The following is a 24,720-nucleotide window of genomic DNA, read 5'->3' on the forward strand; positions in this document are numbered from 1 at the left end:
CTCACCGCGGTGAGGGGGCCTTCGTCTTGGCCCGGTGCGCCGCCACGCGCTCGCGGGTGGCGCAGCGCGGCGAGCAGTAACGGCGGGGGCTGCCGCCGCCCAGGTGCGCGAACGGGAGGCCACACGGGGGCGACGCGCACAAGCCACCCGGCGGGCCCTGCCGTTCGGCCAGCAGTCCGGCCAGCGCGAGCGCCGAGGACGTCACGAACCACGCGCCCCACGGCCCTTCGTCGGCGGCGTCGACGTGCAAATGCCAGCCGAAGCCCTCATCGTGCGCGGTCAGCCGCGGCGGCCCCGCGTACGCGGCGAACAGGCGGTTCAGCACCTGCGCGGCGGACGCGGCGTCCGGCGCGGCGAACACCTCGCGCAGTTCGAGCGCGGCGGCGTGCAGCTCGGCCAGTCCGGCGGCGGACAGCACCGGGTCCGGTTCCCCGTGCGCCACCAGCACCTCGGCCACCCGCGCCGGGTCGGGCGCGGCGGGCAGCAGCACTTCGAGCAGGTCCACGGCCCGGCGCACGGCCGTGCGGCCACCGGCGAAATCCGGCTGCGGGAAAGTCACGCCATCACTGTAACGTCTTGGAGATGCTGAGACGTTACTGGGCCGGGGTGATCGCCGCCCGTACCGGTGACGAGTCCTCCGGTCCCGCGCTGCTCCTGCTGGGGCTGGGCTCGTCGAACGCGGTTCCGGGCTCGGCGCTGCTGGCCGGGCTGACCATCGCGGCGGCGGCCGGGGGTCCGCTGCTGGGGGCGGCACTGGACCGCGCCCGCTCCCCCGGCCGGGTGCTGGCCGGGGCGCTCGCCGGGTATGCCGCCGGGCTGGCCCTGGTCACGGTGGCCTTCGGCCGGATGCCGTTCGCGCTGGTGCTGGCGACGGCGATGCTGGCCGGTCTGCTCAACCCGGCGGTCGCGGGCGGCTGGACCGCCCAACTCCCCCCGCTGGTCCTGCGCGAACGCCTGCCCCGGGCGAGCCGGCTCGACGCGATGACGTTCACCGCCGCGAGCCTCGCCGGGCCCGGGCTGGCCGGGGTGCTGGCCACCCTGGCCGGGGCGCCGCTCGCGCTCGCCGCCGCGAGTGCGCTGATCGCGGCGGCCGTCCCGGTCGCCTGGGGCCTGCCGCGCCGCACCGAGCGGCCGCCGGCCCCACCGAAGCTCCGGGCCGCCGCTCTGCTCCTGCTCCGCAACCGCGCGCTGCGACGCGCGACGGTGACCACCACGCTGTCCTACGCCGGGATCGGCATGGCCACGGTTTGCTACCCGGTGCTGGGCGTCCACCGGCTCGGCGGCGCGGGCCCCGGCACGCTGCTGCTGACCGCGATGGCCGTGGCCTCACTGGTCGCCACCACGCTGCCGCGGCCCGGGCCGCCGGACACCGCGGTGCTGCTGAGCACCGTGGTCATCGGGCTGGGCCTGCTCGCCGCCGCTTCGGCATCGGGGGTGGTCCTGCTCATCGCGGCCGTGGCGCTGACCGGGTTCGGCGAGGGGCCGCAGCTGGCGGCCGTGTTCGAGGTCCGGCACCGGGAGGCGCCCGCGGCCGGGCGGGCCCAGGTGTTCACCACCGCCGCGAGCGTGAAGATCGGCGGGATGGCCGCGGGCACGGCACTGGCGGGGCCGTTCGCCGGGACCTCGCCGGCGGCGTGTCTCTGCGTCGCCGCGGGCCTGCAGCTCGCGGCGGCGTCCGGTTACCTGGTGTGTTCGGCGGGGATCAGAAGGCCATCGCCTGCGCGCGGCGCTTGACCTCGGTTCCGTGGCTGGTGCGCAGGGCGTTCACCGGGGTCGTGCCGGGCAGCGTGTCGTCCTCGGCGAAGAGCCAGCGCAGCATCTCGGTGCGGCTGAAGCCGGAGTCCGCGAGCACGGTGATCGTCCCGGCCAGGCCCTTGACCACCCCGTCCTTGACGAAGAAGGCTTCGGGCACGCACAGCTCACCGCCGCGCTTCACCGCGATCAGCTGGCCTTCGCGCAGCATCTGGCGCACCTTGTTGGCCGAGGTCCCGAGCGCTTTCGCCACCTCCGCCAGCGGAAGGACCGCGACCGCGGTGTCCAGGACGTCGTCGGCGACAGGTATTCCACTCACAGGTGACACTGTGCCACATTCGCCCGGCCGCCCCACTGGTACGCACGGGTGACCCGCCAGGTCACCTCCGGACCGGCCCGGCGATTACGTACGATTCAGCCGTGACACGGACGCATCCGAGCCTGGTCGGAACGCTGCTCGAACGCCGCTACCGCGTGGACCGGCTGCTGGCCCGCGGGGGGATGTCGTCGGTCTACCGGGGGCTCGACACCCGGCTCGACCGGCAGGTGGCGATCAAGATCATGGATCCCCGCTTCGCCGACGACCGCTCGTTCGTCGAGCGGTTCGTGCGCGAGGCCCGTTCCGCCGCCCAGCTCCACCACCCGAACGTCGTCGCCGTGCACGACCAGGGCTTCGACGCCCCCTCCGGCGAGGAGTCCGGGCTGGCCTTCCTGGTGATGGAGCTGGTCGACGGCGGCACGCTGCGCGACCTGATGGCCGAGCAGGGGCCGCTGGACGTGGCGCTCGCGCTGAGCATCGCCGAACCGGTGCTCTCCGCGCTGGCCGCCGCGCACGCGGCCGGGCTGGTGCACCGCGACGTCAAGCCGGAGAACGTGCTGATCGGCCGCAGCAGCACGGTGATCACCGGCGGCGTGGTCAAGGTCGGCGACTTCGGCCTGGTCCGCGCCGTGGCCAGCGCCGGGACCACCAGTTCCAGCGTCATCCTCGGCACCGTCGCCTACCTCTCCCCCGAGCAGGTCACCACCGGCGCCGCCACGGCGCGCGGCGACGTCTACTCGGCCGGGATCCTGCTGTACGAGATGCTCACCGGCCAGGTGCCCTACACCGGCGACACCGCGCTCTCGGTGGCCTACCGGCACGTGAACGACGACGTGCCGCGCCCGAGTGAGCTGCGGCCCGGCCTGCCGCCCGCCCTCGACGAGCTGATCCTGCGGGTCACCCGGCGCGACCCCGGGCTGCGCCCCGCCGACGCCGGCGAATTCCTCGCCGAGCTGCAGGCGGTCCGGGCCGGTCTGGGACTGGGCCTGGTCGGCGTGCCGATCCCGCCCCCGCCGGACGGCGACGGCGTGGCCGACGCCGAACGCACCCAGCCGCGCATCCCGGCGGTCGAGCAGACCATGCCGGTCTCCGGCCCGCGCGGCACCCGCGCGCTGACCCGGGCCGTGCCGGTACCGGGCCACCGGCCCGGGCCGCCGGTGCCGCCCCCCACCGCCCGGCCGCAGACCGGGCCGCTGCCATCCCGGCCCCCGGCCCCCGCCGCGGAGAAACCACCGCGCGACCGGCGCAAGCTCATCGCGCTGGTCGCGCTCGGGGTGCTCGTGCTCGGCGGGCTGATCGGCGCGTTCGCGTTCATCCTCAACGACTCCGGCCCGAACACCTCGGCCGTGCCGAAGCTCGCCGGGCTCAGCCAGGCCGCGGCCGGGGACGCGCTGCGGTCGGCCAAGCTGACCCCGCAGTACAGCCAGGAGTTCAGCAACACCGTCCCGGCCAACACGGTGATCAAGGCCGATCCGGCCGAGGGCACCCCGCTGGAGCCGAACGCGACCGTCTCCGTGGTCGTGTCCAAGGGCCGCCCGGCGGTGCCGGACATCCAGGTCGGCACCCCGCTGGCCGAGGCCACCAAGGCGATCCAGGACCAGCAGCTCGTGGTCGCGCAGGGCACCCCGGCCTACAGCGACAACGTGGCTTCGGGCACCGTGCTGAGCGTCTCCCCGGCCGCCGGCACGCCGGTCGACCTCGGCGGCCAGGTCACGCTGGTGCTGTCGAAGGGCCCCGAGCCGCTGCCGCCGATCCCCGACGTGGGCGGCCGGTCGAAGGACGAGGCGTTCGCGATCCTGCAGCAGGCCGGGTTCCAGCCGCAGGACGGCGGCGAGGAGTTCTCGCAGAGCGTCGCGGCCGGCTCGGTCACCCGCACCGACCCGCCGGCCAACTCGCCGGGCAAGAAGGCGGTGAAGGTCTTCGTCTCCAACGCCGTGCCGGTGCCCGACGTCCGGTTCAAGTCGTTCGACCAGGCCGAGCAGATGCTCTCCGGTGCCGGGCTGCAAGCCGACCGCGGGGGCGACGGCGGCGGGCACGGCCACGGCGGCCCGTTCGACTTCGTCTTCCAGCAGGACCCGCAGCCGGGCTCGATGGTCCCGAAGGGCACGAAGGTCAAGATCCGCGGGTTCGGCGGGTGACCGGCCGCCGCGCTCTGGGCCGGCCCGAATCGCCGCACTGGCGGAGAACCCGGAAGCTGTGGTAGCACAGCAACGGGCGAGCGTCGGCCGGAAGCGGTCCCGGCGGGCGCGTGGGCGTTCGGCAACGTCGACCACCTGGTGGTCCTGAACGGCGCGGAGGGGGTGTCGGACATGTTCGCCAAGGCGCTCCCCCTCGGGGGCTCGGGCCTCGGCCTGGACCGGCAGCCGACGGACGCCCGGGGCGGCGGCGAGGCGGAGAAGCCGGGCGGTTCCCCCGCCCGGCAGGCGCCGGCCGTGGGCTCCTCGCCGGAGAGCGACAGCCTTTCGGCGCGCGGGCAGGCATGAGCTTCTTCACCGACGGTCCTCGCGAGCGGCCCCTGTTCCCGGTACCGGAGCAGGAGCTGTTCGGCTACGAGGGCCGTCCGTGGACGGGCCCGCCGGGCGACCACATCGTCCCGGCGCTGCTGCCGTGGGCCCGGCCGCTCGGCCGCTCCGGTCGCACGATCGTCGCGCTGCGGGGCATCGAGGTGTGGCCGCAGGCGATGACACTGCGGCTCGCGGTGTACTCGCGCGACAGCCTGCACGACGGCCGCGCCGGCACGCTGATCGGCCACCGCCGCGTCCCGGACTACCACGCGCTGCTGATCGGCGTGCTCTACCCGAACGGCCGCCGGGCCAGCTCGGAGACCATCTCGGTGCCCTCGGCCGCGGAGCCGGACCAGCCCGTGCTGCGCGCCTCCGGCGGCGGGGGCAGCGCGTTCCACCTCGACCACGAGGTCTTCGTCTGGCCGCTGCCGCGGGACGGGACGCTGACCCTGGTGGTGCAGTGGCTCGACCGGGGCATCGAGGAGACCCACACCGCCCTCGACGGGGCCGCGATCCGCGCCGCCGCCGGCGACGCCGGTGAGCTGTGGCCCGGGCTGCCCAAGCGGCCGGGCAACGGCGTCGCCGCGGTCCGCCCGGCCGCCTCCTCCGGTGCCACCGCTTTCTCCACGGTGCCGGCGGTGCGGCCCTCGCGCCCTCCGGGGTCCTCACCGCTGCCGCAGCGCAAGCCCCGCGATTCCTCCGGCGCCTGAACCCGCGGCGAATCCTCGCCCGGCTTTCCTTGGCCCGGCAGCGAAACCACGCCGCGACACCCGGCGGGGCTTCAGCCTCGCAGCATTTCCGCGACCAGGAAGGCCAGCTCGAGCGACTGCTGGGTGTTCAGCCGCGGGTCGCAGGCGGTCTCGTAGCGGCCGGAGAGGTCGATGTCGGAGATCTCCTGCGCGCCGCCGAGGCATTCGGTGACGTCCTCGCCGGTGAGCTCCACGTGGATGCCGCCCGGGTAGGTGCCCAGTTTGTGGTGCACCTCGAAGAACCCCTGGACCTCGTCGACGATGCGGTCGAAGTGGCGGGTCTTGTAGCCGGTCGAAGCCTCGTGGGTGTTGCCGTGCATCGGGTCGCACTGCCAGATGACCTTGTGGCCGGAGGCTTCGACCTTCTCGACGATCGCGGGCAGCACCTCGCGGACCTTGCCGTTGCCCATCCGCGAGATCAGCGTGAGCCGGCCCGGCTCGCTGCGCGGGTCGAGCCGCTCCACGTACTCCAGCGCCTGCTCGGGCGTGGTGGTCGGGCCGATCTTGAGCCCGATCGGGTTGGCCAGCAGTTCGGCGAACGCGATGTGCGCGCCGTCGAGCTGACGGGTCCGCTCACCGACCCACAGGAAGTGCGAGGACAGGTTGTACAGCTTCGGGTTCGTCGCGTCGGCGTTGTCCAGCCGCAGCAGCGCGCGCTCGTAGTCGAGCAGCAGCGCCTCGTGGCTGGCGAAGATCTCGGTGGAGTGCAGCGAGGTGTCGGAGACGCCGCAGGCGTTCATGAACCGCAGTCCGCGGTCGATCTCCCCGGCCAGCGCCTCGTACCGCTCACCCGCGGGCGAGGAGGACACGAAGTCCTTGTTCCAGTCGTGCACCTGGTGCAGATCGGCCATGCCGGCGCCGGTGAGCGCGCGGACCAGGTTCATCGCCGCGCCCGCGTTGGCGTACGCGCGGATCATCCGGCCCGGGTCCGGCACCCGCAGCTCGGGCTTGGGCACCAGCGAGTTGATGATGTCGCCGCGGTAGACCGGCAGGCCCAGCGCGTCGGTGCCTGCAGAGCGCGGCTTCGCGTACTGCCCGGCGATGCGGCTGACCTTGACCACCGGCAGGCTCGCGCCGTAGGTGAGCACCACGGCCATCTGCAGCAGCGTGCGCAGGTTGGCGCGGATGTGCGGCTCGGTGTTGGACTCGAACGTCTCCGCGCAGTCGCCGCCCTGCAGCAGGAAGGCCTCGCCGTTGGCGACCATGGCCAGCCGCCCGCGCAGCCGGTCGATCTCGGCCGGGACGGTGATCGGCGGCACGCTCTCCAGCACGCCCCGCACCCGGTTGGCCAGCTCGCGGTCCGGCCATTCGGGCTGCTGCGCGGCCGGCTTGGCCAGCGCCGCGTCGAGACGCGCGCGCAGCTCCGGCGGCAGCGGCGGGAGTTCGGGAAGCGTGTCGACGGGAACGTCCACTGTCCAGTTCACGGGTCTCAGGATAGGGTCCGCCGGTTGCGGCGCCGCGAGCGGGCAGCCGGGGTCACCGACCCGAGCGCAGTTCAGGTCCCGGAGCGAAAACCGGCCCCGGTGCGCCAGTGCACCGGGGCCTGCGATCAGGGGGACGGGCTCAGACGACCGCCAGCGGCAGAGCCGTCGGGTGGACCGGTGCGGGCAGGTCCGAGGCGCCGGTGAGGAAGGCGTCGACCGCGTTCGCGACCGAGCGGCCCTCCGCGATGGCCCACACCACGAGCGAGGCGCCGCGGTGGGCGTCGCCGCAGACGAAGACGCCCGGGGAGGAGGTCTGCCAGTCGGCGCCGCAGGACAAGGTGCCGCGGCGGGTGAGCGAGAGGCCGAGGCCCTCCAGCAGCGGCATCTCCTCCACGCCCTCGAAGCCGATCGCCAGCAGCACCAGGTCGGCGGGCAGCACCTCGACCTCGTCGCTGGTCGGCACCACCTCGCGGCGGCCCGTCTCCGGGTCCTTGACCACCCGGACCTGCTGTAGCTCCACCGCCTTGACGTGACCGGCGCCGTCGTCGACGAACCGCTTCACCGCCACCGCGAACTTGCGCTCCCCCGCCTCCTCGTGCGCCGGGTAGGTGCGCAGGACGTACGGCCAGGTCGGCCACGGCGAGCGCTCGTCGTCACGGGTGGAGGGCGGGATCGGGTACTGGTCGAGCTGCGTCACCGACAGCGCGCCCTGGCGGGTCGCGGTGCCGTAGGAATCCGCGCCGGTGTCGCCGCCGCCGATGACGACCACGTGCTTGCCGTGTCCGTCGATCGACGGCGGTCCGTCGCCCTCGACGAACTTGTTGGCCGGCACCAGGTGCTCCATGGCCAGGTGCACCCCGGCCAGCCCGCGGCCCTCGGTGGTCGTGTCGTCGCGGCCCCGCAGGGCGCCCACGGCCAGCACCACGGCGTCGTAGCGCGCCCGCAGGTCCGCCACGGTGAGGTCGACCCCGACCTCGCAACCGGTGACGAACTTCGTGCCCTCCTTGCGCAACTGCGCCAGGCGCCGGTCGAGGACCTTCTTCTCCATCTTGAACTCGGGGATGCCGTACCGCAGCAGCCCGCCGAGCCGGTCGTCGCGCTCGAACACGGTGACCTCGTGGCCGGCCCGGGTGAGCTGCTGCGCGGCGGCGAGCCCGGCCGGTCCGGAGCCGACCACGGCCACGCGCTGGCCCGTGGCGACCTCGGCCGCCTGCGGCTGCACGTACCCGGCTTCCCAGGACTGGTCGGCGATCGCCTGCTCCACCCGCTTGATCGCCACCGGTCCGCCCGAGCCGGGCGAGATCGACAGCACGCAGCCCGCCTCGCACGGGGCGGGGCACAGCTTCCCGGTGAACTCGGGGAAGTTGTTGGTCGCGTGCAGCCGGTCGCCGGCCGCGGCCCAGTCGCCGCGGCGGACCAGGTCGTTCCACTCCGGGATCAGGTTGCCGAGCGGGCAGCCGGAGCTACCGGAGTGGCAGAACGGGATGCCGCAGTCCATGCAGCGCGAAGCCTGCGTGCGCACGGCGTTGTTGCGCTCGCCGGGCTCGGTCTCCGCGTAGACCTCGCCCCAGGAGGCGAGACGGTCCTCTTTGGACTTCTTCTTCGGCTCCTCGCGCCGGTGCTTGAGGAAACCCGTCGGGTCAGCCATGAGCGGCCTCGGTTTCCTGCGGGACACCCGCACCCAGTCGGCCCTCGTGACCGGTTGCACGATGATCAGCCACGAGCGGCCTCCATGATCGCTTCGTCGACGTCGCGGCCGGCGGCGCGGGCCGCCTTCGCCGCGTCGAGGACCCGCTGGTAGTCGCGCGGCATCACCTTGGTGAACGCCGCCGAGCGCCGCGTCCAGTCGCCGAGCAGCGACGCGGCCACCGCCGAGCGGGTGAGGTCGTGGTGCCTGCGCACCGTCTCCTTGAGCCAGGCCAGGTCTTCGGCGTCCGGGGCCAGCAGGTCCACCATGTCCCGGTTGACCTTGGCCAGGTCGAGGTCAAGCACGAACGCGGTTCCGCCGGACATGCCGGCCGCCAGGTTGCGCCCGGTCGGCCCGAGCACCACGGCCCGGCCGCCGGTCATGTACTCGAAGGCGTGGTCGCCCGCCCCCTCGGCGACCACGGTGGCGCCGGAGTTGCGGACGCAGAACCGTTCGCCCACCTGGCCGCGCAGGAACATCTCACCGGAGGTGGCCCCGTACGCCAGGGTGTTGCCCGCGATGGTCTGGCGCTCGGCCGCGAACGAGGCCGCCGGGTCGGGGCGCACCACGATCCGGCCGCCGGACAGGCCCTTGCCGACGTAGTCGTTCGCGTCGCCCACCATGTCGAGCGTGATGCCGCTGGGCAGGAACGCGCCCAGCGACTGCCCGGCCGAGCCGGTGAGCAGCACGTGGATGGTGTCCTCGGGCAGGCCCTGCCCGCCGTAGCGCCGGGTGACCTCCGAACCGAGCAGGGTGCCGACCGTGCGGTTGACGTTGCGCACCGGCAGCTCCAGCCGCACCGGGTGCGCGTCCTCCAGCGCCGCCTCGGCGAGCTGGATGAGCGTGCGGTCCAGAGCGTGCTCGAGGCCGTGGTCCTGACCCCGGACCCGCCGCCGGGCGCCGCCGTGGGGCCGGTGGGGGGAGGATTCGGTGGAGGGCGTCTCGAAGATCGGCCGGAGGTCCAGCCCCTCGGTCTTCCAGTGCGCCACGGCCTCGTCGGTGTCGAGCACCTCGGCGTGCCCGATGGCCTCGTCCAGGGTGCGGAAACCGAGCTGGGCCAGCGTTTCCCGGACCTCCTGGGCGACGAACTCGAAGAACCTGACCACGTGCTCGACCTGGCCGGTGTAGCGCTCGCGCAGCTGCGGGTTCTGCGTCGCCACCCCGACCGGGCAGGTGTCGAGGTGGCAGACGCGCATCATGATGCAGCCCGCCACGACCAGCGGCGCCGTGGCGAAGCCGTACTCCTCGGCCCCGAGCAGCGCCGCCACCACCACGTCGCGGCCGGTCTTCATGGCCCCGTCCACCTGCACGGTGATCCGGTCGCGCAAACCGTTGAGCAGCAAGGTCTGCTGGGTCTCGGCCAGGCCGATCTCCCACGGTGTGCCCGCGTGCTTGAGCGAGTTCATCGGCGACGCGCCGGTGCCGCCGTCGTAGCCCGAGATGAGCACCACGTCGGCGTGCGCCTTGGACACCCCCGCCGCGACCGTGCCGACCCCGAGCGAGGACACCAGCTTCACGTGCACGCGGGCGTGCTCGTTGGCGTTCTTCAGGTCGTGGATGAGCTGGGCCAGGTCCTCGATGGAGTAGATGTCGTGGTGCGGCGGCGGCGAGATCAGCCCGACGCCCGCAGTCGAGTGCCGGGTGCGGGCGATCCACGGGTACACCTTGTTCGGCGGCAGCTGCCCGCCTTCGCCCGGCTTGGCGCCCTGCGCCATCTTGATCTGGATGTCGTCGGCGTTGACCAGGTACTCGCTGGTGACGCCGAAGCGGCCCGAAGCGACCTGCTTGATCGCGCTGCGCCGCTCGGGGTCGTAGAGCCGCTCCGGGTCCTCGCCGCCCTCGCCGGTGTTGGACCGGCCGCCGATCCGGTTCATCGCGATGGCCAGCGTCTCGTGCGCCTCGGCCGAAATCGAGCCGTAGGACATGGCCCCGGTGTTGAAGCGCTTGAAGATCGCCTCGGCCGGCTCGACCTCGTCCAGGGGCACCGGCTCGCGCTCGCGGAACTTGAACAGCCCGCGCAGCGTGCCGCCCTCGCGGTAGAGCCGGTGCACCTCTTCGGTGTACTTGCGGTAGACGTCCTCGCGGCCGGTCTTTCCCGCGTGCTGCAACAGGAACACCGTCTCCGGGGTGAACAGGTGCAGCTCGCCCTCGCGGCGGTAGGCGTACTCGCCACCGGTTTCGAGTCCACGGTGGACCCGGGCGGTCGGGTTGTCCGGGTAGGCCCGGCGGTGCCGCAGCGCGACCTCCTCGGCCAGCACCGCCAGCCCGGCGCCGCCGAGCTTCGAGGAGGTGCCGGTGAAGTACTCGTCCAGCAGGTCCTGGCTCAGCCCGAGCGATTCGAAGACCTGCGCCGCGGTGTACGCGCCGACGGTCGAGATGCCCATCTTGGACATGATCTTCAGGACGCCCTTCACCAGCGCCTGCACGTAGTTGCGGATCGCCTTCGGGGCCTCGATGCCGGTCACCGCGCCCTGCCCGATCATGTCCTCGATCGTTTCGAAGGCCAGGTACGGGTTCACCGCGGCGGCGCCGTAGCCCAGCAGCAGCGCGACGTGGTGCACCTCGCGGGCGTCGCCGCTCTCCACCACCAGCGCCACGCGCAGCCGCTCCTTGGTGCGCACCAGGTGGTGGTGCACCGCGGAAACCAGCAGCAGCGAAGGGATCGGCGCCATCCGGTGGTCGGAGTCGCGGTCGGACAGCACCAGCGTGCGCGCCCCGGCCGCGATCGCCTCGGACGCCTCGCGCCGCACCCGCTCGATCGCCGACGCCAGCGCCTCGGCGCCGCCGTCGGCCTCGTACAGTCCGGAAAGGACACTGCAGGCGAAGCCCGGCAGATCGCCGTCGTCGTTGATGTGGATGAGCTTGGCCAGCTCGTCGTTGTCGATCACCGGGTACGGCAGGTTCAGGTGCCGGCAGGAGGCGGGGCCGGGCGCGAGCAGGTTGCGCTCCGGGCCCATGATCCGCGCCATCGAGGTGACCAGCTCCTCGCGGATGGCGTCCAGCGGCGGGTTGGTCACCTGCGCGAAGTTCTGCTTGAAGTAGTCGTAGAGCAGCCGGGACCGCTGGGACAGCACGGCCACCGGGGTGTCGGAGCCCATCGAGCCGATCGGCTCGGCCCCCTTGGCCGCCATCGGCGCGAGCAGGATCTTCAGCTCCTCCTCGGTGTAGCCGAAGGAGAGCTGGCGGCGCAGCACCGAATCGTGGCTCTGCACGATGTGGTCGCGGTCGGGCAGGTCGGCCAGCTTGAGCAGGCCGGCGTGCAGCCAGCCCTCGTACGGCAGCTTCGCCGCGAGCGCCGACTTGACCTCTTCGTCGTCGACGATCCGGCCGGCCACGGTGTCCACCAGGAACATCCGGCCGGGCTTGAGCCGGCCCTTGGCCACCACGTCCTGCGGGGCCACGTCGAGCACCCCGGCCTCGCTGGCCAGCACCACGCGGTCGTCGGCCGTGCGCCACCACCGGGCCGGGCGCAGGCCGTTGCGGTCCAGCACCGCGCCGACCAGGCGGCCGTCGGTGAAGGTGACGCAGGCCGGTCCGTCCCACGGCTCCATCAGGCTGGCGTGGAACTGGTAGAACGCGCGCCGCGCCGGGTCCATCGTGGCGTGGTTCTCCCACGCCTCCGGGATCATCATCAGCACCGCGTGCGGCAGCGACCGGCCGCCGAGGTGCAGCAGCTCCAGCACCTCGTCGAACGAGGCCGAGTCCGAGGCGTCGGGCGAGCAGATCGGGAACAGCCGGGTCAGGTCGCCGGCGATCAGGTCGGCCTCGAGCAGCGCCTCGCGGGCCCGCATGCGGTTGCGGTTGCCGCGGATGGTGTTGATCTCGCCGTTGTGCGCCACGAACCGGAACGGGTGCGCGAGCGGCCAGGACGGGAACGTGTTGGTGGAGAAGCGCGAGTGCACCAGCGCGATCGCGCTGGCCAGCCGCGGGTCGGTGAGGTCGGTGAAGAACCGCGGCAGCTGCTCCGGGGTCAGCATGCCTTTGTAGACGATCGTGCGGGCCGACAGCGAGGGGAAGTACGTCCCGCAGTCCCCGGTCGCGGTGTCGTGCTCCGCGCGCTTGCGCAAGCAGAACGCGAGCCGGTCCAGCTCCAGGCCGGTCTCCTCGTGCTGCGAGGCGACGAAGAGCATGGCGAAGTACGGCATCACCGAGCGCGCGGTGGGGCCGATGCCGGCCCGGCCGGCGTCGGCCGGCACCTCGCGCCAGCCGAGGACCTCGAGGCCCTCCTCGCCGGCGATGCGCTCGGTCAGCTCGACCGCCTTGCGGCGCTGACCGGCGTCGGCGGGCAGGAACGCGATACCGGCGGCGTACGCGCCGAACGCGGGCAGCGCGAAGTCCGCCTCGGCCCGCAGCAGCTCGTCGGGCAGTTGCAGCAGGATCCCGGCCCCGTCGCCGCTGGTCGGCTCGGCCCCCGCGGCGCCGCGGTGGTCGAGGTTGGTCAGCGCGGTCAGCCCGTCGGTGACGATGCCGTGGGAGCGCCGGCCCTGGATGTCGGCCACCATGGCCACACCGCAGGAGTCCTGCTCGGTCTCCGGGTCGTAAAGACCCTGCTGGCCGGGATTGGCGGAGAAGATCATGGAGAAGGGACCTCCTTCGTCGTCTTCGTGCGGTGGCCGGCGCGCCGGCCGTGGGGAGCGCACGGGACGACGATGGCCCGCTTGTTAGCGCGACTTTAACACCTGGGAAACACCCCAGCAGCCTCTCGGAGGACCCCGAACACCGGTGAACGGTAACGATCTGACTGCGCGGAACGACACAGTTCCTGATGGGGCGATAGTAGTTCGCCCGGCTAAGCACCCGATCCGGGTGGGTGCCGACCAGTTTAACCGGTGGCCTCCGATCGGGGCCGGTCGGCACGATTTTTGTGACACAGCGTGATCGCAGGGTGGCACGGCGTTCATCTCCTCGCCCTGCCCCGGGCATCGGGAAAGGGTGGTCGTCCGCCGTTTGAGGCTCGGCCGGTTCCCACCGGCCGGATCGCGGTGGCCACCGCGATCCGGGCTGGAACTGGTGGTGGGCAACGAAGAGATCCGCGCGAAGACGGAGCTGGCCGCCCCGCTGCGCCGGATCGGCGAGCCCGAGAACGTCGCCATGGCCGTGGTCCGCCCGGCCTTCGAGCCGGGTGGCCCGGGCCGCCGGACCGTCGACGCAAGCGGTCCCGCCCCTGTGAAAGGGACGGGACCGACTGGACCGGACCGGGTCAGGACTTCTCGGGCTTCTCCGCCTCCGAGGCCGAAGCGGCGGGCGTCGACGGAGCGGCTGGGGATCCGGCGTCCACTGTGACCTCGTCGCGAGCCTCGGCGGCCGGCGCCTCGGCCATGCCCGTTTCGGCGGCCTTCGCCTCGGCCGGTTCCGCGGCGGCGCTGCCCTCAGCCGGCGCCTCCCCGGTTTCGGCATCACGTTCGTCGCCGCGGCTGCGCAGCGTCTCCGGCCGCTCCCGCGGCCCTCGGCGCCGGGCCAGCAGCATGGCGATCACCGCACCGAGGAACACCAGGATCGAGGTCCACACGTTCACCCGGAGGCCGAGGATGTGGTTGGCCGTGTCCGTGCGCAGCAGCTCGATCCAGCAGCGGCCCACGGTGTAGCCGGCGACGTACAGCGCGAACGCGCGGCCGTGGCCGAGCTTGAACCGGCGGTCGGCCCAGACCACCAGCCCGGCGATCAGCAGGTTCCAGATCAGCTCGTACAGGAAGGTCGGCTGCACCGGGCTGTCCGGCAGCGGGATGTGCCCGGTGGCGACGCCGTTGAGCGTGTCGTCCGGGTTGGCCGGGTTGAAGCGCTGGTAGATCTCCAGCCCCCACGGCAGGTCGGTGTGCGCGCCGTAGAGCTCCTGGTTGAAGTAGTTGCCGATCCGGCCGATGGCCTGCGCCGTGACGATGCCGGGGGCGATCGCGTCGGCCAGCGCCGGCAGCGGGATGCCCTTGCGGCGGCAGGCGATCAGCGCGCCGACCGCGCCCAGGGCGATCGCGCCCCAGATGCCGAGCCCGCCGTCCCAGATGGCGAAGGCGTTCCACGGGTTGCGGCCCGCGGTGAAGTACAGCTCGGGATCGGTGATCACGTGGTAGAGCCGGCCGCCGACCAGGCCGAACGGCACGGCGAACACCGCGACGTCGATCACCGTGCCCTTGGTGCCGCCGCGGGCCACCCAGCGCCGCTCCCCCCACCAGATCGCCACGATGATGCCGGCGATGATGCACAGGGCGTAGGCGCGGATCGGGATGAACCCCAGGTGCCAGACCCCGCGGTCGGGGCTCGGGATCGTGGCCAGGAAGGCTGCCGAGGCGGAATACACGCGGCCACCGTAGCGCGTCGGCCGTCCTCCGTGGTCGGGGAGCCACCGAAGCCCTGGTGACGAGCAGGTGGCCCGGGGGTGCCGGGGGGCTCGGGGGTCAGCCCGGCCCGCCGGGCTCCAGCGCGGCCAGGTAACCGGCCATCAGCGCGCCCGCGACCTGGGCCACGGAGTCGTCGCCGGGCAGGAAGACCTCGTCGTGCAGGCTGGGCGCGCCCGCGGTTTCGCCGAGGCCGACGAAGAGCATCAGCCCGCGGCTCTCCCCGCCGCAGTAGTGCGCGAAATCGTCGGCGCCGAAGGAGCGGAAATCCTGGTCGACGCCGGCGCCGCCGCGCAGCAGCCAGCCCTGCGCGGCCTCGGCCAGCGCCGGATCGTTGACCAGCACCGGCTCGCACGGGCTGATCCGCAGTTCGGCGGTGCAGCCGTGGGCCTGGGCGGTGGCGTGCACGATCTCGGCCAGCCCGTCCAGGGCGCGCCCGCGGTCCACCGCGCGCATCAGCCGCAGCGAGCCGAGCGCGGTGGCGGTGTTGGGCACCACGTTCGCGGCCGTGCCGGCCTGGATCCGGCCGATCGAGCAGACCGCGCCGTGCACCGGGTCGATCCGGCGGCTGGCGAGCTGCTGCAGGCTCACCACCAGCTGGCTCAGCGCCAGCACCGGGTCGCGCAGCAGGTGCGGGTAGCCCGCGTGGCCGCCCTGCCCGTGCAGCACGACCTCGAACTCGTCGGTCGAGGCGTTCACCGGGCCCGGCACGGCCGACACCACGCCGCGCGCCAGCCGCGGCTGGACGTGGGCGCCGATCACCGTGTCGACGTCGTGCTGCTCCAGGACACCGGACTCGACGATGTCCAGCGCCCCGGACGGCGAAGTCTCCTCCCGCGGCTGTAGCACGGCGACGAGCGGTCGCGGCAGGTCCAGCCGCCGCGCGGCGCGCGTGACGGCGGCCAGCGCCGCGAGGTGGACGTCGTGCCCGCACGCGTGCATCAGCCCGGAGCGCGACGCCCACGGCACGCCCGTGCGCTCGTGCACCGGCAGCGCGTCCATCTCCGCGCGCAGCGCGACCGCGGGGCCGGGGTGGCCGCCGGGCAGCCGGATCAGCCGGCCGGTCTTGGCCACGCGCTCGCCCTCGCCCAGCCCGATCGCCGCGGCCACCGCCCGCGCGGTGTCGTCCTCGTCGCCGGACGCGCGCGGGTCGGCGTGCAGGCGGTGCCGCAGCTCCACCGCCGCGGGCAGCTCTTCGGCCAGCGCCGCGCGCCAGCTCTCGAACAGTTCGCTCATCGTGGCTCCAGGCGGTAGATGCGGGCGGCGTTCTCGTGCCCGGCCAGCTTCGCCAGCCGGACGGCGTCCACTTCGGACAGTGCGTCGGCCGCCAGCGCGCCGCGCAGGAAGTCCGAAAGGCCCTGCCGGAACAGCGCCGCGCCCAGGTGGTACAGCTCGGCCAGGCCGAACGCGTCGGTGGAGAACAGCAGTTTGCCGAACGGCACCAGCTCCAGCACCTCGGCCAGCACCGCGGGCGCGCGGAAGCCGGTGTTGTGCGTGATCAGCCCGGCGTCGACGAAGACGTGCTCGAAGACCTGGGCCAGGTAGGCGGCCTGGCGGTGGAACGGGTAGTTGTGCAGCAGCAGGACCGGTACGCCGAGGCCCCGGGTGGCGCGCAGCAGCCCGGTCAGCAGCAGCGGGTCGCAGCGGTGCAGGTCCACGTCGGAGTCGCCGTAACCCACGTGGAACTGCAGGGGCAGGCCGAAGTCGAGGCCGGTGAAGACCAGGTGCCGGTGCAGCACCTCGTCGGCCAGCCGGACCGGCGCGCCACCGTCCACCCGAGCGAGCCACCGCCCGGCGGCCCCGGCCACCTCGGCCTCCGACGGCCGCTGCCCGGACAGCTCCAGCCCCACCCGGTAGGCGGCGATCGACTTGAACCCGGCCGCGCCCGCCGCCCGCCGGCCCAGCTCGCCGGCGAAGTCGGCGGCGAACCCGGCGGCCGTGGTCCCGGCCCGCACCACGTCCTCGGCGACCTGCTCCAGCCGGACCACATCATGGGCCCGGGCCCCGGAAAGCGCGGCGAACTCCGCGGTCGAAGTCAGCGATTCGGGCCGGAACCCGCCGTCCAGCAGGAAGTCCGTGGTCCCGGTGCCCCGCAGGAACCGCCGGTTGACCTCCTCGGCTCCCAGTTCGGCCCGCCGCGCCAGGTAGTCGTCGGCCGGCGAGTGCTTCGGCAGGTCGAGCCGGGGCGCGCACCGCTCGCGCACGGCCAGGCCGATCAGCGAGTCGAACAGCGAAGTCCCCAGCGGGGAGACGGTCCCGGCCTCGGTGAGCATCCGCTCGAACCCGTCGCGGTCCACTTCTCCGGTGACCACGCCGTGACAGTGGTGGTCCACCAACGGCAGTTCGGCGACGAAGGGCAACAGCTCGGTCATGGGTTTCCTCCAGCTCGGCCCCGAAGATCCACTCACGACACGAACGGCTCCAGCCCTCCGCCTTCGTTCTTCCCAGCCGGTGCGCCATCCGGAATTCGAGCACGGCGGAAGCCGCCATCTCGCGCCACCGCCCCATTCGCCGCACCAGATACCCGGTCCTGCCCGCTCGGTTGATCATCACACCGAGAGTGTAGGAACGACCACCGACAGAAACCGGCGAACCGGCGGCTCAAGCCGGGGCGACCGCCCGGCGCACGCCTTCGGCCAGCTCTCCGGCCAGCGCACGAACCCCGTCCGGGCCCGAAGCCGCCGCCGTGACCAGCGCGGAACCCACGATCACCGCGTCCGCGAAACCGGCCACCTGGGCGGCCTGGTCACCGGACCGGACGCCGAGCCCCACCCCGATCGGCAGCGAGGTGTGCGTGCGCACGCGGCGGACCAGATCCTCCGCGTGCACCCCCACCGCGTCGCGGGCGCCGGTCACCCCCATGACCGCCGTGGCGTACACGAAGCCCGAGGAGGCCTCGACCGTCTTGGCGATGCGCTCTTCCGACGAGGAAGGCGCGACCAGGAAGATCCGGTCCAGCCCGTGCTCGGCCGAAGCCGCCAGCCACTCGTCGGCCTCGTCCGGGATCAGGTCCGGGGTGATCATCCCCAGCCCGCCGGCCGCGGCCAGGTCGCGGGCGAACGCGTCCACGCCGTAGCGGTGCACCGGGTTCCAGTACGTCATCACCACGGCCCGGCCGCCCCGCGCCGAGACCGACTCCACCACCTCGAACAGCTGCTTGAGCCGGAAGCCCCCGGCCAGCGCCGATTCCGCGGCGGCCTGGATGGTCGGGCCGTCCATCACCGGGTCGGAGTAGGGCACGCCGACCTCGACCAGGTCGGCGCCGCCGTCCACGGTGGCGGCCAGCAGGTCCTTCGAGCCCTCGACCGAGGGGAAGCCAGCGGGCAGGTAGCCGACCAGCGCGGCCCGGCGCTGCGCCCGGGTCGCCGCGAAGACCTCGTCCAGGGCGCTCACTTGTCCCCCTCGGGGTCGTCCACCAGGTCGAACCACTTCGCCGCGGTGTCCATGTCCTTGTCGCCGCGACCGGAGAGGTTGACCACGATCAGCCCGTCCGGCCCCAGCTCGCGGCCCAGCACCACCGCGCCCGCGAGCGCGTGCGCCGACTCGATCGCCGGGATGATGCCCTCGGTGCGCGAGAGCAGCCGGAACGCGTCCATCGCCTCGGCGTCGGTGACCGGCCGGTACTCGGCCCGGCCGGAGTCCTTCAGCCAGGCGTGCTCGGGACCGACGCCCGGGTAGTCCAGCCCGGCCGAGATCGAGTGCGATTCGACGGTCTGGCCGTCCTGGTCCTGCAGCAGGTACGACATCGCGCCGTGCAGGTTGCCCGGGCTGCCCTTGGTCAGGGTGGCGCCGTGGCGGTTGCCGTCGATGCCCTCGCCGCCCGGTTCGAGCCCGACCAGCCGCACCCCGGGGTCGTCGTAGAAGCCGGAGAAGATGCCGATGGCGTTCGAACCGCCACCGACGCACGCCGCGACGACGTCGGGCAGCCGCCCGGCCTGTTCCAGCACCTGCGCCCGGGCCTCGGCCCCGATCACCTGGTGGAAGTTGCGCACCATCATCGGGAACGGGTACGGGCCGGCCGCGGTGCCGAACAGGTAGTGCGTGGTGTCGGCGTTGGCCACCCAGTCGCGCAGGGCCTCGTTGATCGCGTCCTTGAGCGTGCGCGAACCGGTCCTGACCGGGATCACCTCGGCGCCGAGCAGCTTCATCCGCGCCACGTTCAGCGCCTGCCGCTCGGTGTCGACCTCGCCCATGTAGACGATGCAGTCCAGGTCGAGCAGTGCGCACGCGGTGGCGGTGGCGACGCCGTGCTGGCCGGCGCCGGTCTCCGCGATCACCCGCTTCTTGCCCATGCGCTTGGTCAGCAGGGCCTGGCCCAGCACGTTGTTGATCTTGTGCGAACCGGTGTGGTTGAGGTCTTCGCGCTTGAGGAACACCCGCGCCCCGCCCGCGTGCTCGCCGAACCGCTGGGCCTCGGTCAGCAGCGACGGGCGGCCCGCGTAGTCCCGGAGCAGCCGGTTCAGCTCGGCCGCGAACTCCGGGTCGTGGCGCGCCTTGTCGTACTCGGCCGCGACCTCGTCCACCACGCCGATCAGCGCCTCCGGCATGAACCGGCCGCCGTAGGGCCCGTAGTAGCCGCGCTCGTCCGGGTCGTGCTTCCCGGTCTCCCCGCTCATCCCGGTCACCGCGAAGGCCTCGGGCAGGCCGGGTGCGAACCGGCGGTGACCAGCTTCACGACCGCGCCCTTCGGGTCGCCCGAAGCCACCAGACCCTCGCCCACCAGCACGGCGTCGGCCCCGTGGCCGGCGTAGGACATCAGGTCGCCCGGTCCGCGGACCCCGGACTCGGCCACCTTGAACACCTCGAACGGCAGGCCCGGGGCGAGGCGGGAGAACACGTCCCGGTCCACTTCCAGGGTGTGCAGGTTGCGCGCGTTGACCCCGATCACCTTGGCGCCGGCCTCCAGCGCGCGGTCGGCCTCTTCGGCGTTGTGGATCTCCACCAGCGCGGTCATGCCGAGCGATTCGACCCGGTCGAGCAGCGCGGCCAGCGCGTTCTGCTCCAGCGCGGCGACGATCAGCAGCACCATGTCCGCACCGTGCAGCCGGGCCTCGTGCACCTGGTACGGGCTGACCACGAAGTCCTTGCGCAGCACCGGGATGTCCACGGTGGCGCGCACGGCGTCGAGGTCGGCCAGCGAACCGCCGAAGCGGCGCTGCTCGGTGAGCACGCTGATCACGCGCGCGCCCGCGTCCTGGTAGTCCTTGGCCAGGGCCGCGGGGTCGGGGATGTCGGCCAGCTCGCCCTTCGACGGGCTGCGCCGCTTCACCTCGGCGATCACGCCGATGCCGGACTCGCGCAGCGCGGCCATCACGTCACGGGGCTGCGGGGCCTTGGCCGCGCGGGCCTTCAGCTCGTCGAACGGCAGGGCGGCCTCGCGCACGGCGAGGTCCTCCCGCACACCGGCGACGATGTCTTCGAGCACGCTCACCGGGTGCCCCCACCCGGTGCCGGGGCCGTCGAGCCGGTCGATTCCTTCGCTAGGTCGCTCACAAAAACCTTCCCCTTCCCGCCGAAACGATGCTAACCCCCGCACGCGGACCGGGCCGTCCCGGGTGGGCGCCGCGGCCGGGTTCGTTCCCCCGCCGGGAGATCAGCGGCCCGCGGTGGGGTCTTCGCCCTCGGACAGCGCGTCCCACAGCTCGACGTCCGGATCGCGGCGGGCCTTCTTCGCCCCCGGGGCCGCGTACCGGGCCCCGAGCCGCCGCGCGGTCCCCGCGCCCTTGATCGCGGCCAACCCGCCGAGGGCGACGAGAATTCCCCCGAGCACCGCGATCCCCCGGCCCACCAGCATCTCGGTCACCGGCAGCCCGGCGGCGTACCCGCCGAACTCCACCCCGGCCACCCCGCTCCAGATCCCCGCGACGCCGGCCAGCACCAGCACGACGCCGAGCCCGCGGCGGGCCCAGCCGCCGGTCGCGACGACGCCCGCCACGCCGGCCAGCGCCAGCAGCGCGAGCGGCACCAGCGCCGTGGCCCGCTGCTCGCCGTTCTCGGTGTGCAGCACGGTGCCGCGGACGCCCTCGTCGCGGAACTCGGCGAACCAGGCCAGCCGGGAGGCGCCCCACAGCGCCAGCGCGCCGGCCAGCAGGGCCAGCACGATCATCCACAGTGGACGACGAGCGGGCCGTTCGGCGGCCCCGGCACCGGGTTCCACGGCCTCGGGCGCTTCAGACACCGGCCGCGTCCTCGGCCGGGTCGAGCCGCCGCGCCGCCACCATGGTCTCGGCCGCGGCCACGGCGGAGAGCACCGTGCGCGCCTTGTTGAGCGATTCGGTGTCCTCGTAGTCGGCCACGGAGTCGGCCACCACTCCGCCGCCCGCCTGCACGTACGCCACGCCGTCGCGCATCAGCGCGGTACGGATGGCGATGGCCGTGTCGGCGTCGCCGGCGAAGTCCAGGTAGCCGACGATGCCGCCGTACAGCGCACGACGCACCGGCTCCAGCTCCTCGATCAGCTGCATGGCGCGCACCTTCGGCGCCCCCGACAGCGTGCCGGCCGGGAAGCAGGCGGTGACCGCGTCGAACGCCGTCCGGCCCTCGGCCAGTTCGCCGGTGACGGTGGACACGATGTGCATCACGTGGCTGTAGCGCTCGATCTGGAAGAAGTCGACCACCCGCACGGTGCCCGGACGGCAGACCTTGCCCAGGTCGTTGCGGCCGAGGTCGACCAGCATCAGGTGCTCGGCCCGCTCCTTGTCGTCGGCCAGCAGGTCCTTGGCCAGCTGCGCGTCCTCCGCCGGGTCGGCGCCCCGCCAGCGGGTGCCCGCGATCGGGTGCGTGGTCGCGCGCCCGTCCCGCACCGTGACCAGGGACTCCGGGCTGGACCCGACGATGTCGAAGCCGTCCAGGCGCAGCAGGTACATGTACGGGCTCGGGTTGGAGTTGCGCAGCACGCGGTAGACGTCCAGCGCGTCGGCTCCGGTCCGGATCTCGAACCGTTGCGAAGGCACCACCTGGAACGCCTCACCAGCCTTGATCGCCTCCACCGCCCGGTCGACCGCGGCGTGGAAGTCCGCCTGGTCGCGGTGCCGGGTGAATTCCGGCGCGGGCCGGTCGAACGTCGCCACGGTCGGCGGCGCGGGCACGCGGAGCTGCTCGGTCATGGCCGAAAGGCGCTCCAGCGCGCTGTCGTAGGCCGCGTCCACGCGCTCGGGCGAGTCGTCCCAGTTGACCGCGTTCGCGATCAGCGTGACGGTGCCCTCGTGGTGGTCGAAGGCGGCCAGGTCGGTGGCCAGCAGCATGGTCAGCTCGGGGATGTCGAGGTCGCGCTCGGCCAGCTCGGGCAGCTTCTCCAGCCAGCGCACGGAGTCGTAGCCGACGTAGCCGACCATGCCGCCGGTCAGCGGCGGCAGCCCGGGCAGCGGCTCGGTGTGCAGCGCCTCGACGGTGGCGCGCAGGACCTGCAGCGGGTCGCCTTCGACGGGCAGCCCGACCGGCGGCGTGCCGGTCCAGACCGCCCGGCCGTCGCGCACGGTCAGCGCGGCCGGGCTGTGCACGCCCACGAACGACCACCGCGACCAGGAGGCGCCGTTCTCCGCCGATTCGAACAGGAAGGTGCCCGGCCGGTCCGCGGCGAGCTTGCGGTAGACCCCGAGCGGGGTTTCGCCGTCGGCGAGCACCGTGCGCACCACCGGGATCACGCGCCGGCCCTCGGCCAGGGTGCGGAACTCCGCCCGGGAGGGGCTGACCGGACCCGGACCGGCCGGTTTGCCTGCTGCTGAGCTGACCATGGGCTCATTGTGCCGCTCCGGCCGGAACGGGCCGAGGGCGGGCCTGAAATTCATGGAATGTTGAATTTCTGCCGGGCGGCGGTCAGGATGGACCCCGTGAGCACCGAAGACAGTACCTCCCGCCGCCGCGGCCGGCGCCCGGCCGGGCAGGACACCCGCACCGCGCTGCTCGAGGCGTCCCGCGCGGTGTTCGCCGAGCACGGCTACGAGCGCGCCACCGTCCGCTCGATCGCCGCGCGCGCCGGCGTGGACGCGGCCATGGTCAACCACTGGTTCGGCGGCAAGGCGGGCCTGTTCGCCCAGGCCGTGCTCCAGCTCCCGTTCAGCCCGCTGGAGCTGGCCGAAGCCCTGCGCGACGGCCCGGACGAGCAGTTCGGCGAGCGCATCGCCCGCACCTTCCTCACCCGCTGGGACGGCGCCGGCGGGCACGTCTTCCAGGCACTCGTCCGCAGCGTGGCCTCGCACGAGGAGGCCGCGGCCATGCTCCGCGAGTTCTTCGGCGGCTTCTTCGCCGAGCTGATCCGCGGCCTCGGCTCGGACCAGGCCGAGCTGCGCACCACGCTGTGCGCCTCCCAGGTGGTGGGCCTGGGCATGATCCGCTACATCGCCCGCTTCGAGCCACTGGCTTCGGCCGAGGTGGAGACCCTGGTCACGGCCGTGGCCCCGAACCTGCAGCGGTACCTGACCGGGCCGATCGGCTGAGGCCGGCCGCGGGTCAGCGCGAGAGCAGCAGGAACACCAGCGCCAGCGCCGCGGGCAGGACCTGCACGAACAGGATCCGCTTCGACGCCGTCGCCGCCCCGAAGAGCCCGGCCACGATCACGCAGGCCAGGCCGTAGAGCTTCAGCTGGAAGCCGGAGGGGTCGGTGGCGATCAGGCCCCAGACCAGCGCGGCGGCCAGGAAGCCGTTGTACAGCCCCTGGTTCGCGGCCAGCGGCCGGCTCTCCCGGGCGAACGCCTCGGTGGTGCCGAACGCGGCGCGGGCGCGCGGCGTGGTCCAGAGGAACATCTCCAGCACCACGATGTACCCGTGGATCAGGGCGACGAGGCCCACCAGGACGTTCGCGACGACGGTCAACGGGTGTTCTCACTCTCTTCGGCGAGCAGCAGGCGCTCTTCGGTGTCGAAACAGCTGGGGCTGCCGGTGTGGCAGGCCGGTCCGGTCTGGTCCACGCGCAGCAGCACGGTGTCGCCGTCGCAGTCGATGCGCACCTCGCGGACGTGCTGGACGTGGCCCGAGGTCTCGCCCTTGACCCACAGCTCCTGGCGGCTGCGGGAGAAGTACGTGCCGCGGCGGGTGCTCAGCGTCGCCGCCAGCGCCTCGTCGTTCATCCAGGCCATCATCAGCACGGCCGAGCTCGAGTGCTCGACCACGACGGCGGCGATCAGCCCGTCGGCGTTGCGCTTGAGCCGCGCGGAAACGGCCGGGTCGAGGCTCATCGCACGACCACCCCGCCCGCGCGCAGCGCGGCCTTGACCTCGCCGATCTTCACCTGTCCGAAGTGGAACACGCTGGCCGCCAGCACCGCGTCGGCACCGGCGGTCACCGCGGGCAGGAAGTGCCCGGCCTCGCCCGCGCCGCCGCTGGCGATCACCGGCACCCGCACGGCCGCGCGGACCATCCCGATCAGCCCCAGGTCGAAGCCGGACTTGGTGCCGTCCGCGTCCATCGAGTTGAGCAGGATCTCGCCGACGCCCAGCTCTTCGCCGCGCGCGGCCCACTCCACCGCGTCGATGCCGGTGCCCCGGCGGCCACCGTGGGTGGTCACCTCGAAGCCGGAGGCGGTCGGCTCGCCGCCCTCGGGCACGCGCCGCGCGTCGACCGACAGCACGATGCACTGGGCCCCGAACCGGCGCGAGGCCTCGCGCAGCAGCTCCGGGCGGGCGATCGCGGCGGTGTTGACGCTCACCTTGTCCGCGCCGGTGCGCAGCAGCCGGTTCACGTCCTCGGTGGACCGGACGCCGCCGCCGACGGTGAGCGGGATGAACACCTGCTCGGCCGTGCGGCGGACCACGTCGAAGGTGGTCTCCCGGTGGCCCGAGGAGGCGGTGACGTCGAGGAACGTCAGCTCGTCGGCCCCTTCGGCGTCGTAGAGCCGGGCCAGCTCGACCGGGTCGCCGGCGTCGCGCAGGTCGGTGAAGTTGACCCCCTTCACCACCCGGCCCGCGTCGACGTCGAGACACGGGATGACCCTGACCGCGACAGACATGCGGTCCAGCCTA

General features: G+C 73.3%; 21 protein-coding genes. 5 read left to right on the plus strand and 16 right to left on the minus strand.

The genetic code is table 11. From position 1 onward, the window contains the following. Window position 1 precedes the first annotated feature (1 nt). A complete protein-coding gene (locus NYF13_RS25760) occupies window positions 2–559 on the minus strand; it encodes a CGNR zinc finger domain-containing protein (protein WP_315660213.1) in 558 nt (185 codons plus the stop codon). 23 nt (window positions 560–582) lie between these two features. Between NYF13_RS25760 and NYF13_RS25765 the strand changes: the two genes are divergently transcribed. After that, a complete protein-coding gene (locus NYF13_RS25765) occupies window positions 583–1,734 on the plus strand; it encodes an MFS transporter (protein WP_315660214.1) in 1,152 nt (383 codons plus the stop codon). Here the strand turns inward: NYF13_RS25765 and NYF13_RS25770 are convergent. Then, window positions 1,703–2,071, minus strand: a complete 369-nt coding sequence (locus NYF13_RS25770) for an Rv2175c family DNA-binding protein (RefSeq protein ID WP_315660215.1) — start codon at window positions 2,069–2,071, stop codon at window positions 1,703–1,705. The genes NYF13_RS25765 and NYF13_RS25770 overlap by 32 nt on opposite strands. Before the next feature lie 101 nt (window positions 2,072–2,172). Here NYF13_RS25770 and pknB point away from each other — a divergent pair, with 101 nt between their 5' ends. The 3 genes from pknB (at window position 2,173) to NYF13_RS25785 (ending at window position 5,285) form a co-directional block, all read left to right on the plus strand. Continuing rightward, complete coding sequence (gene pknB, locus NYF13_RS25775) at window positions 2,173–4,209, plus strand: Stk1 family PASTA domain-containing Ser/Thr kinase (RefSeq protein WP_315660216.1); 2,037 nt, start codon at window positions 2,173–2,175, stop codon at window positions 4,207–4,209. A gap of 138 nt (window positions 4,210–4,347) precedes the next feature. Beyond that, on the plus strand, window positions 4,348–4,554 hold the full coding sequence (locus NYF13_RS25780) for a hypothetical protein (protein ID WP_315660217.1): 207 nt from the start codon (window positions 4,348–4,350) through the stop codon (window positions 4,552–4,554). After that, window positions 4,551–5,285, plus strand: coding sequence for a hypothetical protein (locus NYF13_RS25785; protein ID WP_315660218.1), 735 nt, complete (start codon window positions 4,551–4,553; stop codon window positions 5,283–5,285). The genes NYF13_RS25780 and NYF13_RS25785 overlap by 4 nt, the downstream gene beginning before the upstream one ends. Window positions 5,286–5,356: 71 nt before the next feature. Here NYF13_RS25785 and NYF13_RS25790 read toward each other — a convergent pair whose 3' ends face one another. The 11 genes from NYF13_RS25790 to NYF13_RS25840 form a co-directional block, all read right to left on the minus strand. Next, window positions 5,357–6,748, minus strand: coding sequence for a class II 3-deoxy-7-phosphoheptulonate synthase (locus NYF13_RS25790; RefSeq protein ID WP_315660219.1), 1,392 nt, complete (start codon window positions 6,746–6,748; stop codon window positions 5,357–5,359). A 139-nt stretch (window positions 6,749–6,887) separates the two neighbouring features. Then, entirely contained in the window at window positions 6,888–8,396 is a 1,509-nt protein-coding gene (locus NYF13_RS25795) for a glutamate synthase subunit beta (protein WP_315660220.1), read from the minus strand. 65 nt (window positions 8,397–8,461) lie between these two features. Beyond that, window positions 8,462–13,012 (minus strand): glutamate synthase large subunit, encoded by a 4,551-nt coding sequence (gltB, locus tag NYF13_RS25800; protein WP_315660221.1) that lies wholly within the window; start codon window positions 13,010–13,012, stop codon window positions 8,462–8,464. 623 nt (window positions 13,013–13,635) lie between these two features. Beyond that, window positions 13,636–14,727 (minus strand): prolipoprotein diacylglyceryl transferase, encoded by a 1,092-nt coding sequence (gene lgt, locus NYF13_RS25805; RefSeq protein ID WP_315660222.1) that lies wholly within the window; start codon window positions 14,725–14,727, stop codon window positions 13,636–13,638. Between the two features lie 97 nt (window positions 14,728–14,824). Beyond that, window positions 14,825–16,000, minus strand: a complete 1,176-nt coding sequence (locus tag NYF13_RS25810) for a M20 family metallopeptidase (protein WP_315660223.1) — start codon at window positions 15,998–16,000, stop codon at window positions 14,825–14,827. Next, a complete protein-coding gene (locus tag NYF13_RS25815; protein ID WP_315660224.1) occupies window positions 15,997–17,136 on the minus strand; it encodes an amidohydrolase family protein in 1,140 nt (379 codons plus the stop codon). Before NYF13_RS25815 ends, NYF13_RS25810 begins: the two co-directional genes overlap by 4 nt. 229 nt (window positions 17,137–17,365) lie before the next feature. Continuing rightward, window positions 17,366–18,157, minus strand: coding sequence for a tryptophan synthase subunit alpha (trpA, locus tag NYF13_RS25820; protein WP_315660225.1), 792 nt, complete (start codon window positions 18,155–18,157; stop codon window positions 17,366–17,368). Further along, entirely contained in the window at window positions 18,154–19,380 is a 1,227-nt protein-coding gene (gene trpB / locus NYF13_RS25825; RefSeq protein ID WP_315660226.1) for a tryptophan synthase subunit beta, read from the minus strand. Before trpB ends, trpA begins: the two co-directional genes overlap by 4 nt. A gap of 5 nt (window positions 19,381–19,385) precedes the next feature. Continuing rightward, a complete protein-coding gene (trpC, locus tag NYF13_RS25830) occupies window positions 19,386–20,195 on the minus strand; it encodes an indole-3-glycerol phosphate synthase TrpC (protein ID WP_315660227.1) in 810 nt (269 codons plus the stop codon). 162 nt (window positions 20,196–20,357) lie between these two features. After that, entirely contained in the window at window positions 20,358–20,870 is a 513-nt protein-coding gene (locus NYF13_RS25835) for a Trp biosynthesis-associated membrane protein (RefSeq protein WP_315660436.1), read from the minus strand. 64 nt (window positions 20,871–20,934) lie between these two features. After that, on the minus strand, window positions 20,935–22,497 hold the full coding sequence (locus NYF13_RS25840; RefSeq protein ID WP_315660228.1) for an anthranilate synthase component I: 1,563 nt from the start codon (window positions 22,495–22,497) through the stop codon (window positions 20,935–20,937). 87 nt (window positions 22,498–22,584) lie between these two features. Here NYF13_RS25840 and NYF13_RS25845 point away from each other — a divergent pair, with 87 nt between their 5' ends. Continuing rightward, complete coding sequence (locus NYF13_RS25845) at window positions 22,585–23,199, plus strand: TetR family transcriptional regulator (protein WP_396287673.1); 615 nt, start codon at window positions 22,585–22,587, stop codon at window positions 23,197–23,199. A 13-nt stretch (window positions 23,200–23,212) separates the two neighbouring features. Here NYF13_RS25845 and NYF13_RS25850 read toward each other — a convergent pair whose 3' ends face one another. The 3 genes from NYF13_RS25850 to hisF are packed head-to-tail and all read right to left on the minus strand — an operon-like array spanning window position 23,213 to window position 24,707. After that, window positions 23,213–23,575 carry a DUF1304 domain-containing protein gene (locus NYF13_RS25850; protein ID WP_315660230.1) on the minus strand — a complete coding sequence of 121 codons (363 nt, stop codon included), beginning with the start codon at window positions 23,573–23,575 and terminating at the stop codon, window positions 23,213–23,215. Further along, window positions 23,572–23,937 (minus strand): phosphoribosyl-AMP cyclohydrolase, encoded by a 366-nt coding sequence (hisI, locus tag NYF13_RS25855; protein WP_315660231.1) that lies wholly within the window; start codon window positions 23,935–23,937, stop codon window positions 23,572–23,574. Before hisI ends, NYF13_RS25850 begins: the two co-directional genes overlap by 4 nt. Further along, window positions 23,934–24,707, minus strand: coding sequence for an imidazole glycerol phosphate synthase subunit HisF (hisF, locus tag NYF13_RS25860; protein WP_315660232.1), 774 nt, complete (start codon window positions 24,705–24,707; stop codon window positions 23,934–23,936). Before hisF ends, hisI begins: the two co-directional genes overlap by 4 nt. Window positions 24,708–24,720: the final 13 nt, after the last annotated feature.

The organism is Amycolatopsis sp. PS_44_ISF1, assembly GCF_032335455.1.
Taxonomy (GTDB): domain Bacteria; phylum Actinomycetota; class Actinomycetes; order Mycobacteriales; family Pseudonocardiaceae; genus Amycolatopsis.